Source organism: Xenorhabdus yunnanensis (genome assembly GCF_028598805.1).
In the GTDB taxonomy this organism is placed as follows: Bacteria; Pseudomonadota; Gammaproteobacteria; order Enterobacterales; family Enterobacteriaceae; genus Xenorhabdus; species Xenorhabdus yunnanensis.
Genome location: NZ_JAQRFI010000010.1, coordinates 69,997 through 89,250 on the forward strand (window position 1 = coordinate 69,997; position 19,254 = coordinate 89,250).

Sequence of the window (19,254 nt, forward strand, 5' to 3'; positions counted from 1 at the left end):
TAATCACGTACAGAAGATTGCCAGAACAGATTTGTTTGAAAAATGAACTTTGTTTTTGTCCGGTTGAGTTTTAAACTCCTTTACAGGGCTATTAGGGGATATTGATTGGGTCAGTTCGGCATAGATACGGGGCACAACCCCCTTGAGAATGGGCATATACTATAACTATAAAAAAGAAAATTCACTACCAGTGTTTGCCAGTAGTGAGTTCTTTTACCTCTTTAACAATACTTATATTTAACAGTGCTTACTTAGTAGTACTTGCTTCAATATCTAGTACTTTTATTGGGCCAGAATTTCGTGCCATATCTGCACCATATGCGCAAACACGCCATGGAGCTTCAGCCTTTTTCAGTACGATTGGCATCCAGAAAGGTTGGTAGTCTGCTTTATCGTCGCAATTAGTTGTCGCTTTAGGGCCATGTTTCATATGTATGCTTGTGATTTCATAGGCACTACTTTCAGTAGTCACAAACCAGCTATCACTCTCAAGACCTTTCACATTTAAAGTAGGTTTAATTGATGGTGGTATATTATCAATTTCCCGTAACATAACTGAGGCATCTTTTGTATTTTGCCATTGACCACCGTTATTCTGGTGAATAACACAGAGTTTATAGATCCCATCTTGCTTCGGAACCAGTATGTTTTCCAGTGGGCTTTGGTTCACAGGAATAGAAGCACTGTATCCCGTTTCATCAGCACAATTTACATCGCTGATTAAACCTGTTTTATAACGAATATTCTTAACGTTAGCTCCTTCCTTGATAACGATGTCCCATTTTGCTTTCTCCCCATCAATAGGATTAACGCTTTGAGTTACCCAAGGTGACCAAGGCGTACTCCTTTCCAGAACATTACCACTATTATTTTCAAGTTTAGAAAGATCCAGCTTGTTATCTTTTGTCAACGCATTAGCAATGCTATCTACGGGGATGAAATAGCTAGCGCCTTCTGTCGAAATACCTTTATTGTTTTCGATAGTACAAGGTCTGCCAAATCCACAGCCGGTCATTTCCGGTGTTGTTGTCGTATTCATTACACCAATCACGTCTGTTTTATCTTTCTCAAAAACAGGAGAGCCAGATGTTCCACCAACTACGCCAGCACAGTTAGTGGAGAAAACCGGCGACCAAATCCACGGAGAGTTACCTTCATACAATAACGGAGATGTTCCAGTGATGTTACACTCAGATTTTCTGAGGTAAGCATAATTGTAATCAACGTTATCAACAGGAATATGAGTCAACACAATAGGTTGATGTTTCATTTTAAGGTTTTTCTTCAGCTTCAAAGGATGATAGCCTTTTTTCGCTAAGTCACCATAAGTTGCATCCAATTGTAAAACCGCGATATCTTCGTATTTCATCGTTGAATATAAAATACGATTGATTTTTATTGGTGATAATTCATCTTTCTTATCAATGAAGTAATCTGGAGTATATTGCCAATACTCAGGTGCTGGCTGATCAACGATCACGTCGTTTGTACCCACATTACTATTTACACAATGCCCGGCAGTGAGTATCAGTGCTGGTGTATCCTTGTTCGGTGTATTTTCACCAGAAATCAGGGTTGCTGTACAATGTGAGTAGGCATTTAATTTACCAACAGTTCTGTACTTTTCAGCATCAGGATCGGTTGATTGCATTAATGGAGCACCATTATCATTTGCCGTTGATAAAGTTACAGTGTTTAAGGCTAAAGCACTTGAACTTGCAGAAACCGAGAACAAACTAATTAATATAATTTTACGATAAGTCACAATTTTCCTCCTTTGGATATATCTAATGACTTGGATTCATTATCTAATTTAATCATTATTCAGTTCTACCAAAGTGATTTGTATTAAAACGGATACAAATGCTCTAAACAAAATGCCCAAAATGAAAAACTCACTGCCAGCTTTTACCGGCAGTGAGTTTCTATTATTGAGGATAATAAGCGATTTTTACTGACTAGAACGTCCAGTTGGCATTCAGGAATACGCCATTATCCTTATGGTTGCCGGATAAAACACCGTTATAACCCAGAGACAAGCTGGTGTTTTCATTGATGCCCAATGCTGTACCGGCTTTAATGACAGCTGCATCACGTGCGGCTGAAACACTGTTGACTGTAAACGTTGCATTGCTGTTGCTAAAACTTAACTGAGTATCACGATCGACATTGCCAAACTGATGTTGCCAACCCAATTCACCATAAACGCCCACGGTCAGTTCATTTTTAGTCTGCCATTTTTGGTTGACACGTAAACCTAGTGTCGAAAGCGTTGCATTTTTCGAGTGTTTTTTACCGTTCAATGCAGCGGCACCACCATGTTCACTTATGCCATCATGACGGAAATTAACATGAGACAAGTTGGCAAATGGCTCCAGATTTAGCCAGGCGGTGTTCATGCCGTAAGCGGCCTCAGTGAACAATTGCCCCGTTTGCGCACTATATTTCGCGTTCAGGTTGTCCGATTGGCTGCCAAACGCCACCGAGCGTTTTGTATCAAAACGGTGCCAACTGTAAGCAACACCAGTACGCAACGCCAACGCATCAATTTGCTTGCTACCGTACAGCGCCAGATGGAAATTATTGCTGCGTGCTGATGTGTTATCTCCACCATTCAACGAAGAGCGGATATACCCGGTTGCGACACCGAACCGCCAGTCATTGTCTAATGCTTTATCCACACCCAATAACACACCATAATTGGATACACGGTAACCATTCACTTCACTGTTACCATCAGCCCGTTGCCAGTTACCGATGATTTGTGCCCATGCCCCGTTCTTATCCGCCTTGATATCCTGCCCGACAGCGCCACCGTCAGCCTGACGTAAACGGGTGTTCAGTGTATCGCGCAGATACCGGCTATTATCGATTTGTGCCGCTGCAATATCCGCATGGATCTGGCCGGTAGAGAGTTGTTGGAAAGCTTGATGGGCTTGTGCAGCCGTATCAGACATCAAGATACTTTCATAAACCGGATGCCCCAAACTCAGCTTATCGGCTGCATTCGCGACCGCACGTTGGTTAGTGGTCATGCCCAAGCTGGTGAATGGGGTGGCATTGCGGTTGATATCCAACAGCACGCGATCTGAGTGGTAGCTCAGCTCAGTACCAACAAACAAATAGTTTGGCACGACAGCAGTAAACTGACCGTTGATCCCCCGGCTTGCCTGCAGGATATTGTATTGCTGGCCCAGCAAGCTACGGACTTCTTGCTTCGATAACAAGTTACTGCTGTTTTCCAACGTGACTTGCACTTCACCGCCTTTCAGCGTTGCCAATCCATTGCTGACAATACGATCACCATGACTTTGGCTATTGGGTGCCACTTCCACCAGATAACGTGAACCCACCAGGAAGGTCACATCGCGCTCAACGTTCAACACACCGCTTGAGCTTAAGTTGCCGGGGGCAATATTGGCACCGGCATTGGCCATAAGTGAACCGACCGTACCAGCACCGCCGAGGGTTGCGCCATCTTGTACCGTCACATCCGACGTGATGGAGCCGCTAACCTGCAAACGGCCTTGTTCTACCAACGTCGAGCCTTTATAAGTACTATTTTTACCGGCAAGTTCGAGCGTACCATTGCCAGTTTTAGTTAACCCACCGTAACCGATAATATCGTTATTCCAACTGTCATAGGCGCATTCATAGCTGTCACAGACTCGCTCTACCGTTGTGCCTTGCTCGACCAAACCACCGAGCCCCGGAATATTGGCGATAAACTGAGTTTCAGTATAGGAGCCGGGAATGTAGTATTTATTGGGAATATCCTTTTCGGTGATGAATTTTTTGGGGCCATCGATAGCATCTTTCAGATTCAGCATTCCCCAACCGTACATATCATCAATTCCAGGATCACCCAAATCGGTGGCAGTGGTTTTGAGAACATCAGCGATTTGTCCGGCAGTCATATAAGGGAAGCGTTGCATCAAGACCGCCGCAGCACCCGCAACATGGGGTGAGGCCATTGATGTACCGGTGTAGGCCTCATAGGTGGGAGCAATCTCCAATTCACCATTTTCGAAAGCCTCTTCATTAATGTCGCCATTCACGTTAGAAACGAAATTTCCGGTACTGCTGTAAATTTTTGTGCCTGGTGCGGACAAACAGTAACTGGCGGTATAACCACAACTTGTTGATGATGGGTTAATTTTATTTTCTCTGGTCAGGTTGGCGACGCTGAGGTAGTTTTTCAATGCATCAGGGAAAAAATAGGGCATACCTGCATGCATCCAAGTAACGTTATAGTTATTGGCATTTCCCGCAGCAAAAATAACTAATTTTCCATGGCGGGCCGCCCGTAATAGACCTGCGCTTCTGGTTGTATAATCATCACTCTCCGGGATTGGAGAACGGCTTAACCGATCCAAGTCATCTTTAATTGGTCTGACATAATCAATCACATCTTGCAATGTGACCGGGTAATACTTGACCGTCCCATTTGCCCATCGTTTAGGATTGCCGTTTGCATCAATCTCATAGCGAGGGCGAACGCCCCAACTATTATTGATAACTCTCGCATTGCTTTGGATCATAGCTTCTGTGCGGTTATACGGATTTTGCAAATATTTTCCTGTGATCAATCCCGCATCAAATGCCACGCCGTGCATTTCCTCACCATCCCGGTTTGCTGCAATAATTCCGGAAACATGATTACCATGGGCACCAAAACTGATAATCCCTGTATAGAGGTTTTCATCGTAATTCCATGGGTCTTCAGGACTCAGGATTTTCAGTTTATTTGCAAATTCAGGATGGTGGGTGACAGCTTCATCCAAGACACCAACATTAATGCCTTTCCCCGTGTAACCCCGCGCATAAGCATAATGAGCACCAATAGCGGCCAATCCCCACTGATGATTAAATTCATCTGATAACCAACTATCTGGTGAGTTCTTCTTGCCTTTTTCCTGATATTCAATAGCCGCTATTGAAGCGCTAACAGGTAATAGTCCAAAAAATAATGTCATCCACAAAAAGATCGGTCGTGCCGAATTGTTTTTTTTCATAATATAGAGGTTCCATTTTTTAAAAAGTGGTAACTTTCAATTTGCTATTTGGCACATCGCTCCTTGAAAAGTCCTTATTAATAAAACCGATTATTGAACTTAAGTAAGTAGGCAATGCCGATCCAACTCTATATTTTTAACCATCTATAGAATAATTTCGCGCATAATATTTTATGCCCACAAGCTGCTATAGGATAATAATTAAACCCAAAACGCAAGGAAGAATATTAACCATTTTATAACTATTTTATAACAAAATTAAAATCACGGCATAAGAGGGGTTTGGTAATAAATTACATTAAAACATTTGGTTGTGTGATTTTCATTATTGAAAGGATGTTAATTGTTATTGGTATGTAACTTTTTAAGTGGGTGGATATTATTTGTGACACCTGCCGTGGCGATAGTTTATTATACTGACTTTTATATCAAGGCAGTTGATAACTTTGTTATGGATTTCATTTCTTGAATGTTAATGAATATATAAATTATTGAAGATCTCACTGTGATTATTTAATAATTATGATTTAAAAAACATCTTACATATAAAAAATGTTATATCATTTATTTTTTTAAAAAAATTATTTTTAAATATAATGTGAAAATTAAATAAATATACCAATAAATAGGTATAATTTAATCGATCAATTAATTGCTCTTTTTGGCATAAACAATCAAACGCAAATGTCTTTCTAAATCGGTAATCATTGATGTGTAATCGAAAGCCGTTTCCTGCCCATTTACATTCAGCCACCGAACGCCATTACAAGGATAGATTTCATGCTTATGCCACATATCATAAAAATCAGGTGATATCTTAGATTCTAATATTCCTTGGATATGGTCAGGGTTTTGTTATGACACCATTGCTCAATATTGTTCTGGCTTTTGTTGACGTACGATTTGCAGGTATGGCATCAGGTGTCATTGCGACTTTACAACAAATTGGTGCTGCTTTTGGTGTTGCCGTAATTAGTGTGTTAGTTCAGTGGCATTTTAATGGAATAGATACATCGCCTTTTGTCACATATCAAAATGCTTTTGTTCACAGTATGCTTTACAATGTTGCCGCCGCTTTTATTGCCTTTTACTTATTGAAAAAACTACATCGAAAATAGGATATATAAGGGGATATTAAAGAGTGATCAGAACTTTTACAGAAGCAGATATGGATGCGGTTCTGTCTATTTGGTTAGAGGCTTCCATTAAAGCTCACAATTTTGTGGCGTCTGAATTTTGGCAGTCACAAGTCCAAAACATGAGACATATCTATATTCCGGCCTCAGAAGTATATGTCTATGTACAAGGAGCTAATATTATCGGCTTTTATGCACTGCACGAAGATAACTTGGCCGCCGTTTTTGTATCACCAGATAAGCAGGGGCAGGGAATAGGCAAAGCATTAGTGAATAATGCCAAAAATCGAAGAACTGAACTCACATTATCGGTTTATCAGCAAAACCAAGCAAGCTATGAGTTCTACTTATCACAGGGGTTTTATGTTGTCAGCGAAGACGTAGATGAAAATACGGGATGCAAAGAGTATTTTATGCGCTTAAAAATGTAGATAACATAAAAGTACAAACAAAGCCAGTATCTCTTTAGTTGCTGGCATTTCACTCCATCTGAACAAATAGAAATCTAATTATGCTTCATTATTAAACAAAATTGCCAAAAATACGATACACTGTGTTTTTATACAGCATAAGTAATTCAATCTGTTATTGTGCTTTTGGTTATTGTGCTTTTGCTAGAAATATCCACTCAGTTATCATCTGTTATTTCCTTAGAATAGAATCTAATCAAAAAATATCCTTTATTTTCTTTTTTAGCCTCATCATAGCTACATCTACAGCTTTATAGTAAAAATGAAGTGTATTTTTCATCCACATTTAAAAGGATACTCTCGGCTCAAATTTCTGAACCGAGGTTTACTCATAAGAAACTAAATACCATTTAATTACATACCATACAGATAATTTTTACTTTCTTCTCCAATATCTTCGCGGACTTGCTTCAATGCCTTAGTATAAGATTCAAGTAGTTTTAGCGTATAGTTAACTCGGCTTTCAAATGCCTCATCGTTACAAATCAGATCTTTCGAAATCAAGTTTTCACCCTGCCGAAAAATTAAATGGTCAGGCAAGAAACAAACATGATTATTTTTAAAACCGGTCATCCGTAATTCACAAAGTGGGTAAACACCGTTAATTCCACCTGATACACTCGCCAACAATGTTGGTTTATGGCCCAATTCGGCTATAGAACAATGTAATAAAAAGTTTTTTAATGCGGGGGTTGCCATTCCATGCCATTCTGGGGTAACAAAGATAAATGCTTCACTCTCTCTTAAATATCGCGCAATCGCCTGCCAAGGATGAGATTCTGCTGATATATCTGTCGTAAAACCATCATGTAATGGCAATTCTATATTAGAGAGATCCAAAAGCTCTATGTCAGTAAACCCATGTTCGCTACTTAATTTTTGCAAATAACAAGCCACACGTTGGCTACAGGAATCCGGGCGTTGGCTGCCTGAAATTATAGTAAGTTTCATTAATTTTCCTGTTATTTTTTACTAGTTAATGAAGTTGTAGGATTATCGGTTTTTTTTATCTGATTCCGAGGAATCGAAAGCCAAACAGAAATAATGATGGTGCATGCTCCAAACATTTGTGGCAAGGAAAATGTTTGTTTTAGAAACAGATAGCCTAAAATACAAGCAGAAACAGCGCTGAGAAATCCCAAAAAAGAGATTGTCACAACAGGTAATTTTTCAATTCCACGAAACCAAATGATATAAGAAAATACTGCACCAACCATGCATAAATAACCGTAACCGAGAATATTGGCCACAGTAAGATGTTGTGGTAAACCTTCTATAAAAATAGCGATGGGCAATAACATGAAGCCTCCAAGCGTTAATTGCCAACCAGTAAAACTAAGTAATGATAAGTTTTTAGGGCGGTTCCAATATTTAGTCAGCACAACACCTAAAGCCATGCAGCTGCATCCTGCCAAGCCAGCAATTACGCCTTGCCAATTTAAGCTGGTGGCTGAATTCAATACTAATAAGCTGATCCCGATAATCCCCAATATTGCAGAAATGATGTGTTTTATTGTCAGGGAAGTTTTCAGTATGTAAGTGCTTAACAAGATAACAATAATAGGTTGGCAAGCCATAATCAGTGACACTGTGCCACCAGGGAGATATTCTGCTGCAACAAAGAGGAAATAGAAAAAAACACCGATATTAAGTAATCCCAATACCGTAATACGTAGCCACCAAATTCCTTTGGGCACAGTACGACAAATCAGAAGTAATAATATACCGGCAGGTAAAGCCCTGATGGTAGAAGCCAGTAAAGGCATATTGGGTGGCAATACTTCGGTTGTAATGATGTAAGTACTTCCCCAAACAATCGGGGCCAACGCTGTCAGTAAAATATTCGGAACGGTTTTAATTTCTGACATGTTGATGTCCTTCTAAGTTATTCATTTCTTCATCCTCCTGTGTATCCTCTTTTCGGTACTTATCCATTCAAACGCTCATCAAATCAAACCATCAGCTTGAAAATGACATCACTTAAAGTATCTTTAAATAAAGCTAAATTAAAATAATAGCCTAAACGATTTTTATCAAGTATCTTTTTGTCGAAATAAAATAAATAGGGAAAAAAGCATGAAGTACGATCACGTTGACCGATTACTGATACAGTGGGAACAACAACGCCCAGACCTTGATCCGTCGTCAATGGGCGTCATTGGACGGTTATGTCGCGTAAACAAAATTATTGAACAACGTCTGCAACATGCTTTCAAAGAACACGACTTAAGCACCATAGAATTTGATATCCTTGCGACGCTGCGTCGCAATAACGCCCCAATTACGCCTACTGAAATGTATCAATCCGTTATGCTAACTTCTGGAGCAATGAGCACTCGTATTGAACATATGGTACAGCGAGAATTGGTTGAGCGTGTCGCCAATGAAGAAGACCGACGCAGTTGCAAAGTTTTTCTGACATCAAAAGGGAAGGCATTGATAGATAAAGCAGTGGAAAGTCATTTGGAGAATCAAAAATCGATTCTTGAACCGTTGACCGAAACTCAACAAGAGCAACTTGCAACGTTGTTACGTCATTGGTTGTTGGCTAATGAATCAGCTAGCTGAGATTTACCTGATAACGAGTTTTTTCAGGTAAATCACAAAAGTATCTTTTTTGAAAGACATTATTAATATTAAACTAACTATGAAAGTTATCTTTTCTTAAAGATATTTAAAAAATTCGCCCTGACTTATGCCAGGGCGAAATGTTTCTAATCTAAAAAGATAATGCTAAGAATAGAAAATATTAGAACTTAACATTCATTCTTGCCCAATAAGTACGGCCAGGCTCGTTTACTGCTGTGTTGCCAGAATAACCAAAGCCCTGATTTCCCGCTAAGTTAAGGTGTTCGCCATAAGCTTTATTAAAAATGTTATCAACGCCAGCACTGACCTGAACATTTTTAGTCACTTTATAGGCTGCATTTGCAGATAGAATGGCAAAGCCTTTACTGCTATCAAAATCTTTGCCGACAACGTTACCTTCATTGATTGCTACTCGGTGTTGACTGTTTACCAGACGCAACAAACCACTGCTCGTTCAATCACCATGTTCCCAAGTCAGCCCAAAACGTGCTTCCAAAGGTGGGATCTGAGGTAACGGACGATGATTGGTGGTATTTTGCGCCCAGGAATACGCCAAGCTGGCATCAGTTTTCCAATGTTCATTGAATTTATAAGCAAGCCCCGTTTCTCCACCCATAATGGTGGCATTAATGTTGTGAGCAGGGTCTTTGTTTCCATAGTTAAATAGTATGAAATCATTCACTTTACCCACATATGCTGATACCCAACCTTTCAGTTGGTTATCGTTATATTGCGCACCGATATCCAACTGGGTGGTTTTTTCGGTTTTTACATCCGTGAAAACATTTTCACCTTCACCCGCTTTTTTTGAAAATATCTCCCAGTAATCAGGGAAACGCTCGGTATAACCCATACCGGCATAGAACATCACGGGAGCGTTTTTCAGATTATGTTCAAACCGGATAAAGCCAGCGGGAATGGTCTCTTTGCGCTCTTGTTGGGTAGAGTATTTATATGCTGTTGCACGATCCAAACGTGCACCACCGATAACTTTACTCTGTTCAGTTGCATCCCACGTTAATTCACCAAAAAGGCCATAGTTACGGAAACGTGCATTTTTCTGCCAACCCATCCTTTCAGCTTTCTTCATGTAATGATCGGTATTGGAACGGTGGATATTCGTTTGCATATCTAATCCGCTCTGTAATTTGAAATCCTCCCAAACCCAAGTTCCCATTATACGACCACCCATGGTAAGGCGATCCGGCTCTGAAACCATTTCCATGTGCCCAGGTAGAGGCGTACGCATAGAATAGTTATCCATTACATGGTCGGTGTAGTTGTAGTAAAAATTGCTTTCAAATTTGTCAAACACCTCACCAATATTGGATTTTTCAAAACGCACGCCAAAACTTTTGCGCTTGAATTGAGAGCCGTCCATACCACGCGTAGCATAGCGCGCTTCACCATCACCTTGTCCGGCGCTTAACTCCAGTAACGTATTTTCATCAGGCGTCAAACCTAACGCAATATCAGTATTCCATTTATCCCAACGTGAAGGAACACGATGACCATTACCATCTTTATAATCACTGGATCGGGATTTATTACCAATTAAACGGATATAACCCAGTTCATTGCCAATACTGAGATCAGCATTACCATCCCAACGTCCATTAGAACCAATAACTGTGCTGGCATTACCTTGTGCACCCAGTTGTTCAAACTGAGGACGAGTACGTTCGAAACGGATAGTTCCGGCTGAGTTTCCTGCTCCCCAAAGTACTGTTTGTGGGCCTTTCACTAAACTCAGAACATCATAACTTTCTGGTGAGAGATAAGAACTTGGCGCATCCATACGTCCACCACAAGAACCTAGAATTTCACTATCATCAATCAGCATTCTCAGACGTGAGCCAAACATGCCACGGAATACAGGATCGCCGTTAGTACCACCATTACGGATCTGTGAAAAACCGGGAATAGTTTTCAGATAATCGGAACCATCGCTGGCAGGAATTGGTTGACGAGGCGTTTTTAGTGAAGATGCCACTTCAAGTGGCGACGTTGCTGGAGCAGTTACTGTTATTACTACTTCATTGTCATTTGCTGTATGTGCTTCTTTGGCGTGTTCCATATTGGCAGCCAAGCTACTGGTTGGTACAGAAAGTGCGATAGCCAAAGCAGCCGTCAGAGGTGATACACGAAATAATTGTGCAGCAGACATAAAAAATCCCTTAATTAGTAACAAATTCGGTCTTGGAATTTATTTAAAACATTAAAAAATCGCCATACACACTATGTAAGGCAATGAAAATAAAATTATTTGTTTCGAATGAATAGACTAATTAAGGGGAGGGGCGCGTGGTTGTGATTCGCCGTAAAACAGCCGAATAGTTGAGCCAGAAAGACGTAATGCTAGTGGTGCCCGAGACACGATAAGCGTCAGCAAAATGAAAGGAACAAAACCTTCTGCCAATAATGGCAGGTTAATCAGAAGTTGACAGTAACCACAAGCAATATCATCCATCAATCCCGTATGGATATGATCAGCACCATGATGGTTCATGGAATGAGGCGGTGGCGATACTTGGTGGTGACTTGGGTTGTGGTGGCTACTGTTATCACTATTCTGCATATCAGACATAGACATGCAGTGATTCATTCCGTTTTCACACGTTCCATTTTTACGATAGTGTTCCAGCGTTTTCGATACCACAGGTGCAATGAACAGCATCAAAATCGCTAGTAAGGCGATAAAGGCAGGTGTCCGACGCTGTGAGAGGCGAAAAAGTGATAACAAATTAATGGCCCAAATCAATTTCCACGATTGGGCGCTAATCTTACTGCATTTTTGATGGGTTTGTTAAAATTTTTTAGGACAGAGCATAGGTGGTTTTGCTGTATTTGAATGGCATCTGTTGGCCATTGCATATAGTCAACAGATGTAATCAACTAAATGGGTTGCCAGCAGACACTCTTACATATATTTATTTCTTTGTCTTTATCTTCAGCATAAGATAATTGAATGCTTCCCATTAAAATAAATACAACAAAGACTTTAGTTAACACAGAATAAAAAACACCAAAAATATTATTTTTCAAAAAACTCATTATATTCACTCCATTAAGCAAAAAAATTATTAACAATGACTTTGTTGCATTAAATAAAATTTAAAGATGTTTGTATAATGAAAAACAGTTATCAATTGATAACTGTTAATTTTATTGGGCAATTTTCAATCTAAGTTATCTAGAAATAATTTTATTTCTGCTATAGAAAAACTGCCACATTCTACGACGACCTTAAAGGTCCGTAATAATTTCAAATAAAAATTAATTAGTTGCCTAAAGCTTGTTGTTTTTATTTACATAAGTAAACTCAGAACTACTGATTCGATAATTGAGATTTAACTTGAGTATATTTTCATTGCAAACTCTTTGTTACAACCTTGTGTAAGGAGTTAAAAAAATGTCAGATAGCCATCCATTTAAAGCCAATCCGTTTCAAACACTGAACCTTAAAGCACATTGGATGCCGTTCAGTGCTAATCGTCATTTTCAACAAGATCCACGTTTAATTGTCTCCGCAGAGGGAAACTGGCTGGTTGATGATCAAGGCCGACGGATTTATGACAGTTTGTCAGGTTTATGGACGTGTGGAGCAGGCCATACACGCACTGAAATTCGTCAGGCTGTTTCTGAACAATTGGGTACGTTGGATTATTCACCCGGTTTTCAATATGGACATCCTTTGTCATTTAAATTGGCTGATAAAATTGCCAGTCTTATGCCCGATGATTTGAATCATGTATTTTTTACCAGTTCGGGGTCGGAAGCTGCCGATACCGCAGTAAAAATGGCTCGTGCTTACTGGCGGATTCAAGGACAGTCCGCAAAGACTAAATTTATCGGTCGGGCTCGTGGCTATCATGGCGTCAATATTGCAGGAACTAGCCTTGGTGGTATTGGTGGAAATCGCAAAATGTTTGGTCAGTTTATGGATGTTGATCATCTACCACATACATTACAATCCAATATGGCTTTTACTAAAGGAATGCCATCGGCTGGTGGCCGTGAACTGGCAGATGAATTATTGAAACTCATCGAACTGCATGATGCCAGTAATATTGCCGCTGTTATCGTCGAGCCTCTTGCTGGCTCTGCTGGCGCTATTATCCCGCCACAAGGCTACTTACAACGTTTACGGGAAATCTGTACCCAACACAATATCTTGCTGATTTTCGATGAAGTGATTACCGGTTTCGGACGTTTGGGCCGTTGGAGTGGCGCTGAGTATTTCGGTGTTACCCCCGATATTCTCAATTTCGCTAAGCAAGTGACCAACGGTGCAATTCCTCTGGGGGGTGTCGTTGCCTCCAGTAAGATTTACGAGGCGTTTATGTCTCAGCCTCTGCCAGAACATATGGTCGAGTTCAGCCACGGTTATACCTATTCTGCTCATCCCGTTGCTTGTGCAGCAGGATTAGCTTCCTTAGAACTACTGGAAAAAGAGAATTTATTGCAGCAATCCGCTGAATTGGTACCGCATTTTGAACAAGCACTACATGAACTTAAGCACTGTCCGAATGTAGTAGATATTCGTAACTGTGGGCTGGTGGGGGCAATTCAACTTGCTCCACGGGACGGAGATGCGGCGATCCGGTCTTTTGATGCCGGTATTGCATTATGGAAATCGGGTTTTTATGTGCGTTTTAGTGGTGATGCATTGCAATTTGGTCCTATGTTTAATGCTAAAACTGATGATCTTGAGCGTCTGTTCAATGCTGTGGGTGATGTTCTACACCAGATTAAATAAAGGAAATCCAAGCAATCATTAATCTCCATTATTAATTTATTCAATGGGTGGTCAGGATACCGCCCAAACTCATAAATCATTAAATTTATTAATATTATAATGTGGAGCCGTGTCATATAGTTGGCATAAAGTTGTGGTGACAAATAGGGTCATTGTGTTAGTAAATAAGTCCACAATAAACTTAACGAAACATCTAAAAGAAATATGAAAACAAATGAAGTTATTGAGGTAATGGAAAGCAAATATCCCAAAGCAGGACGCTGGGTGTTTGGTGATTCAGCCGCTATGCATGATGAATTAGCTGAATTGGTTGCCAAAGGTATTAAAACAGCGACGACTTGCCCGTTTTACGCTTATCATTCTTATGAGTCAGAGGATGGCAAGATTACAGTTGGCAATCACTATATTGTCTTCGACAGTAGAGAACATCCAGTTTGTGTTTGCCATGCATTTAATGCAGTTTTCAGAAATGACAGAAGAATTGGCATGGAAAGAAGGGGAAGGAGATAAAAGTCTGCTTCATTGGCAATCAGAACATCAACGTTTTTTTGAAAAAGTAGGCGATTTTTCGCCAGATATGGAAATTGTTGTTATTGAATTTAAAGTCATTGAGAATTTCTCTTCATAACTTCAGCATTACCTTAATTCCTTTAGGGCACCCATCAAAAACTCATTCGAATGCCGCCATGCTGCGGCTTTAAAAATTAAAAATCATTGAAGAAATTATGTCTACAGACAGTAGACCAAAGTAGACTTCTGTTCTTACAGGTGTTTTGTCATCATTCTATCTATTTACATTTAAAAACCAAAATGATAATGGGTTCCCATGATGCAAAATAAAAGTTCTATGTTGTTATTGACGTTGTCCATTGCAGTTTTCGGTATTATTACTACTGAAATCGCTGTCATTGGGCTATTACCTCAGCTTGAAGCACAATTAAATGTGACACCGACTCAGGTCGGTTTTTTTGTGAGTGTTTATGCCATTGTTGTGGCTGTAACAGGCCCATTTATAACGTTAATACTATCTCGATATAATAAGAAATATGTTCTTCTCACTATCCTGCTTTTATTTGTTATTTCTAATCTAATCTAATCTAATCTATGCCACAACAGACCTTTTTAATTTGATGCTGGCTTTCAGGATAGTTCCGGGGCTGGTACACGCTGTCTTCTTTGCCGTGGCCCTTGTAATTGCAGTGAATGCTGTTCCTAAAGAAAAAAGTGCAAGTGCAACGGCAAAGGTTTTTGCTGGAGTTGCAGTTGGAATGGTATTAGGAATGCCGATGAGTTCATTTATAGCTGAACATCTATCACTTAGCGCGGCATTTTATTTTAGTGCGATTACTTGTGCACTGGCTTTTGTCGGTATTCTATTATTTGTTCCTTCTCTCCCTGCGACAAAAGGCGGTATTAATATCAAACAATTAAATATACTGCGTAAGGGAAGATTATGGCTGGCGATTTCTACCGTGATATTGATTTTTTCTGCAACCTTTTCAAATTTTAGCTATATAGCTGACTATCTTGCAAAAATCACTCAGTTTGATAATGATTCAATCAGTATGATTTTGATCTTATTTGGTGTTTGTGGATTTATCGGTAACTTTGTGTTTAGTGGCTTCCTGCAAAAAAATGTTGTAATTACAACTTACGCATATCCTATTTTATTAATTTTCCTCTATATCCAAGTCTGGTATTTAGGGTTCTCACCGGTGGCTATGTATATACTGACGATTTTCTGGGGTGGGTTGCATTCTGCTGGTCTAGTAGTTAGCCAAACTTGGATTATGCGAGAAGCTAACGAAGCTCCAGAGCTTGCCAACAGCCTTTATATTTCTTTTGCGAATTTAGGTATCACCATTGGCTCTGTAATTGGGGGATGGTTTCTTTCACAGTTCGGAGTTCATACGACTGTTCTGAGTAGTATCCTTTTTTCTTTACTGGCTTTTCTCAGTATTTACATTAAAAAAATGCCTGAAAAGTAATTGCTAAAATTAATCCAGTAAGCCATTTTCCGCCATTTCGACCAGAGTATCTACGACATAGCGTATTTTGGGTAGCAATTGGCGGTTTTGCGGCCATAATGCACTAATCGGGATTTCGATACCTGCATACTCTTGTAACACCACTTTGAGTTCTCCGCTTTTGAGGTACTTTCCTACCATCCATAATGGTAGTTGTGCAAATCCGCAACCCGCCAGAACAGCCACCAACATTGCATCGCCATCAGCAAATTCATAAGTTGCTGGTGGTGCGTAACGTTTGATCTTACCGTCCTTTTCTTTCAATAACCAAGATACTGGCTGATCCCTACGAAATCCCACGATACACTGGTGCTGGCTCAATTCTTCGGGAGTGTTAGGTTCATCGTTAAAATATAAATACTCCGGTGCTGCACAAATAACAAGTTTTTGAGTCGTCAATCTACGGGCAACCAGACCGCTACTGTCAGAGAGTTCACCGATACGTATAGCAAGATCAATGCCTTCCTCAATTAAATCAACAAAACGCTCACTAAATGAAACGGTAAGAGACAGTTCAGGATAATCACGGGCAAATTTCAAAAGAGCAGGGAGTATCCGCTGATGACCAAACGCGGCGGGCAAATCAATGCGGAGCCGTCCTGAAGGATGAGCAATATGTGAAGTAAGTACAACTTCAGCCTGTTCGAGAATATCAATGGCGCTCTGACAACTTATCAGGAAGGCTTCCCCATCTGGCGTCAGACTTAAACTGCGTGTTGAACGATGAAAAAGCTTAAGCCCTAAGCGATATTCAAGCCGCCCGACACTTTTTCCTACAGCTGATTTTGTCAAACCAAGGCGTTCTGCGGCAGCAGTGAAACTTCCTAATTGTGCTGTTGTAACAAACGCCGTTATTCCACCAAAATGATCCGTTCTACGCATGTTTAGAAATATCTATATCAGTCAATGTATTAATGAATATTCAACCTATATTATCTGTAGCTGAGGTCAACTAATGTAGTTGACGCATCGAAAAAACAATAAATTTCATATTGAAATAGTAAACGCCAGGTACTACAATCGATATTGTTAGTATGAATAATATACTACTTTTGAGGTGTAAATAACCTTATTATCGGGGGAGTAGAATAAAATGAAAAAATATATCATTATTGCGCTATGTTCAATCTATGTTGTGTTAGCTCCAATGCAGGTAAGTGCTTTTATCTGTGGATTTGATCAATCTCATGTGGGCTATTTTCAAGGTTCAGATGATCCAAGTGGGGGTCAATGTGGTGGTAAGTAGTCCCAACATCAATTCTAAACAAAAGCCTAGCGCAAAACGGAATTTTTTAGTCGTCAAGCAGCGGCAACAAGCCTCTGCTTGACCGAGCTAATTGGTTCTGTTTATAGCCTCTTAATTGCAAACTTCCGTGAGCCAGCGACACAAAAAATCACTCCAATAGTTACAGCAATCATCAGTAAACTCTAAACTCGCTTATTTGTTTTTTTATGCTCTTTAGTGCTATCTCTACATTAATCCATTTTATTGATCAATGAAGTTATTGAAAATAATTATCTATATGATGAAAAAAGTTCCCTAAAATAATAGGAGTAACTATGAAAATATATTTAGAAAAACTTTGTTCTCCGGCTATTTTGGCTGAGGGATCAGTTTGGATACCAGATGAAAATGCTATTATTTTTAGTGATGTGAAAAGAAATAAAATGTTTCGCTGGTCAGAATATGATGGCCTCAGTATATGGTGGCAATATTCTAATTATGCCAATGGAAATGCATTGGATAATGAAGGGAGACTGATTACCTGCGAGCATGGCAGACGTGGAATTTCTCGGACAGAAAACGATGGTAGCGTCACTATATTAGTTGAAAAAATAGATGGTAAAAGATTCAATTCACCCAATGATGTTGTTGTACGTTCTGATGGAACAATTTGGTTTACTGACCCACCTTATGGAATTATCAATGACAAAGAGGGATATAAATCAGAAAGCCAAGTTATTGGCTGCTATGTATATTGCTATGATCCCAATAATAACACTAAGTTCAGGCCTGATATTATGATTTGAAAAGAAGATAGTTACCAACTTTGATTAAAGGTTCTAAATCTGAAAGCACAGTCGGTAACTCTTATATTTCATAAATTCAACTTACTAGAATTTCAAAATCAATAGTATTATCATCCAGATATTAGAACAAGATGATGGTATTTCTTATGTATAAAAACCCCATAATTATCAAAGAACTAAATGATCTTTTAACACCGTTTGATGAAAATGCTCCCGGTGTTGTATATATGGCTAAATATGACAGCGGTTTAATCTATCAAGGTTCTATAGGTTTAGCTTGTTTAGAATCACATAAACCACTTTCAATAGATAGCGTATTTAATATTGCTTCCGTTTCAAAACAATTCACTGCATTTGCGATTCTATTGTTAGAAAACAATGGTAATTTATCGTTAGATGATTCAATCATAAAATATCTGCCTGATTTGGGTAATTATGCTGAACCCGTTACTTTGCGTCATTTAATCTATCATACAGGCGGATTGATTGATTATATGGAATTAGCTGAGTCAGCTGGTATCAGTGAACAAGAAACGTTGACAATTGAACAATCATTACATCACCTGTACGCCCAATCTCAAGCAGTATTTGTATCAGGAACGGCTTTCGAGTATAGCAACACCGGATATTTTCTACTGGCACAAGTGGCTGAAAAAGCCAGTGGGATGAAACTTAGTGAATTTAGCCAAGAATATATTTTTAAACCTCTCGGAATGAGAAATACATTCATTGTTGATGAATATCCAATCTCTGTTGAATTTGTACATGCATATAGTCAAGAAGGTCAGCTTTTTGAGTCGTTGTGGACACATACTGGTGATGGAGCAGTACACTCAACCGTTGGGGATCTCATGCTATGGGGAGAAAATTTAACTCATGGCAGGGTTGGTGGAAAAACATTAATCCAGCACATGACTCAGGCATTGCCAGAAAAAACATTTACCGGAGATATAGTTAAAAATCATGAGTCTTATGCATTTGGTTTGGAACATCATAACCACCTAGTAGAACCGAGTTTAGAGCATTCCGGCGGATGGGTAGGTTACAAAGCTTATTTTATACGTTTGCCAAACTCGCGTTTAACTATTGCTGTTCTGAGTAATCAAGAATCTATTGATACACAAACGCTGAGTTACAAAATTGCTGAGATATTGCTAAATTAGTTGAATTAAAAAGCGGTGTAACTTCTGCTTCTTCAGCAAGAAAAGGCGCATTCCTAACAATGAG

The 19,254-nt window shown here is 39.5% G+C and carries 15 protein-coding genes and 3 pseudogenes; 10 read left to right on the forward strand and 8 right to left on the reverse strand.

The genetic code is table 11. The annotated features are described in order from the left end of the window. Positions 1-247: 247 nt before the first annotated feature. Both PSI23_RS06245 and PSI23_RS06250 read right to left on the reverse strand, forming a co-directional pair. Positions 248-1,765, reverse strand: a complete 1,518-nt coding sequence (locus PSI23_RS06245) for a trypsin-like serine peptidase (RefSeq protein ID WP_273554272.1) — start codon at positions 1,763-1,765, stop codon at positions 248-250. Between the two features lie 193 nt (positions 1,766-1,958). After that, positions 1,959-5,015: an autotransporter domain-containing protein gene (locus tag PSI23_RS06250; protein ID WP_273554273.1), complete on the reverse strand. Its 3,057-nt coding sequence runs from the start codon at positions 5,013-5,015 to the stop codon at positions 1,959-1,961. 857 nt (positions 5,016-5,872) lie between these two features. Here PSI23_RS06250 and PSI23_RS06255 point away from each other — a divergent pair. Together PSI23_RS06255 and PSI23_RS06260 are read left to right on the forward strand one after the other, a co-directional pair. Then, complete coding sequence (locus PSI23_RS06255; protein WP_273554274.1) at positions 5,873-6,133, forward strand: MFS transporter; 261 nt, start codon at positions 5,873-5,875, stop codon at positions 6,131-6,133. A 23-nt stretch (positions 6,134-6,156) separates the two neighbouring features. Next, positions 6,157-6,582 (forward strand): N-acetyltransferase, encoded by a 426-nt coding sequence (locus PSI23_RS06260; protein WP_273554275.1) that lies wholly within the window; start codon positions 6,157-6,159, stop codon positions 6,580-6,582. A gap of 393 nt (positions 6,583-6,975) precedes the next feature. Here the strand turns inward: PSI23_RS06260 and PSI23_RS06265 are convergent, their stop codons facing one another. Further along, entirely contained in the window at positions 6,976-7,572 is a 597-nt protein-coding gene (locus PSI23_RS06265) for an NADPH-dependent FMN reductase (protein ID WP_273554276.1), read from the reverse strand. 11 nt (positions 7,573-7,583) lie between these two features. Continuing rightward, positions 7,584-8,489, reverse strand: a complete 906-nt coding sequence (locus PSI23_RS06270; protein ID WP_273554277.1) for an EamA family transporter — start codon at positions 8,487-8,489, stop codon at positions 7,584-7,586. 208 nt (positions 8,490-8,697) lie between these two features. Between PSI23_RS06270 and PSI23_RS06275 the strand changes: the two genes are divergently transcribed. Beyond that, complete coding sequence (locus PSI23_RS06275; protein WP_273554278.1) at positions 8,698-9,189, forward strand: MarR family winged helix-turn-helix transcriptional regulator; 492 nt, start codon at positions 8,698-8,700, stop codon at positions 9,187-9,189. A gap of 181 nt (positions 9,190-9,370) precedes the next feature. Here the strand turns inward: PSI23_RS06275 and PSI23_RS06280 are convergent. The 3 genes and pseudogenes from PSI23_RS06280 to PSI23_RS06290 form a co-directional block, all read right to left on the reverse strand. Continuing rightward, a pseudogene (locus PSI23_RS06280) lies at positions 9,371-11,377 on the reverse strand (TonB-dependent copper receptor). Between the two features lie 117 nt (positions 11,378-11,494). Further along, positions 11,495-11,953: a DUF2946 domain-containing protein gene (locus tag PSI23_RS06285; RefSeq protein WP_273554279.1), complete on the reverse strand. Its 459-nt coding sequence runs from the start codon at positions 11,951-11,953 to the stop codon at positions 11,495-11,497. A gap of 152 nt (positions 11,954-12,105) precedes the next feature. Then, positions 12,106-12,264: a hypothetical protein gene (locus PSI23_RS06290; protein ID WP_273554280.1), complete on the reverse strand. Its 159-nt coding sequence runs from the start codon at positions 12,262-12,264 to the stop codon at positions 12,106-12,108. A gap of 358 nt (positions 12,265-12,622) precedes the next feature. Between PSI23_RS06290 and aptA the strand changes: the two genes are divergently transcribed. The 4 genes and pseudogenes from aptA (at position 12,623) to PSI23_RS06315 (ending at position 15,957) form a co-directional block, all read left to right on the forward strand. After that, complete coding sequence (aptA, locus tag PSI23_RS06295) at positions 12,623-13,969, forward strand: omega-aminotransferase AptA (protein WP_273554281.1); 1,347 nt, start codon at positions 12,623-12,625, stop codon at positions 13,967-13,969. 285 nt (positions 13,970-14,254) lie between these two features. Then, positions 14,255-14,597, forward strand: a pseudogene (locus PSI23_RS06300) (ASCH domain-containing protein). Positions 14,598-14,795: 198 nt separating this feature from the next. Next, entirely contained in the window at positions 14,796-15,065 is a 270-nt protein-coding gene (locus tag PSI23_RS06310) for an MFS transporter (RefSeq protein ID WP_273554283.1), read from the forward strand. Positions 15,066-15,099: 34 nt separating this feature from the next. Then, positions 15,100-15,957: an MFS transporter gene (locus tag PSI23_RS06315; RefSeq protein ID WP_273554306.1), complete on the forward strand. Its 858-nt coding sequence runs from the start codon at positions 15,100-15,102 to the stop codon at positions 15,955-15,957. Between the two features lie 9 nt (positions 15,958-15,966). Here PSI23_RS06315 and PSI23_RS06320 read toward each other — a convergent pair whose 3' ends face one another. Continuing rightward, a complete protein-coding gene (locus PSI23_RS06320) occupies positions 15,967-16,878 on the reverse strand; it encodes a LysR family transcriptional regulator (protein ID WP_273554284.1) in 912 nt (303 codons plus the stop codon). Between the two features lie 211 nt (positions 16,879-17,089). Between PSI23_RS06320 and PSI23_RS06325 the strand changes: the two genes are divergently transcribed. The 3 genes and pseudogenes from PSI23_RS06325 (at position 17,090) to PSI23_RS06335 (ending at position 19,190) form a co-directional block, all read left to right on the forward strand. Continuing rightward, complete coding sequence (locus PSI23_RS06325; RefSeq protein ID WP_273554285.1) at positions 17,090-17,242, forward strand: hypothetical protein; 153 nt, start codon at positions 17,090-17,092, stop codon at positions 17,240-17,242. Positions 17,243-17,556: 314 nt separating this feature from the next. After that, positions 17,557-18,000 (forward strand): annotated as a pseudogene (locus PSI23_RS06330) (SMP-30/gluconolactonase/LRE family protein); the annotation flags it as partial. Positions 18,001-18,173: 173 nt separating this feature from the next. After that, entirely contained in the window at positions 18,174-19,190 is a 1,017-nt protein-coding gene (locus tag PSI23_RS06335; protein ID WP_273554286.1) for a serine hydrolase domain-containing protein, read from the forward strand. The last annotated feature ends 64 nt before the right edge of the window (positions 19,191-19,254 follow it).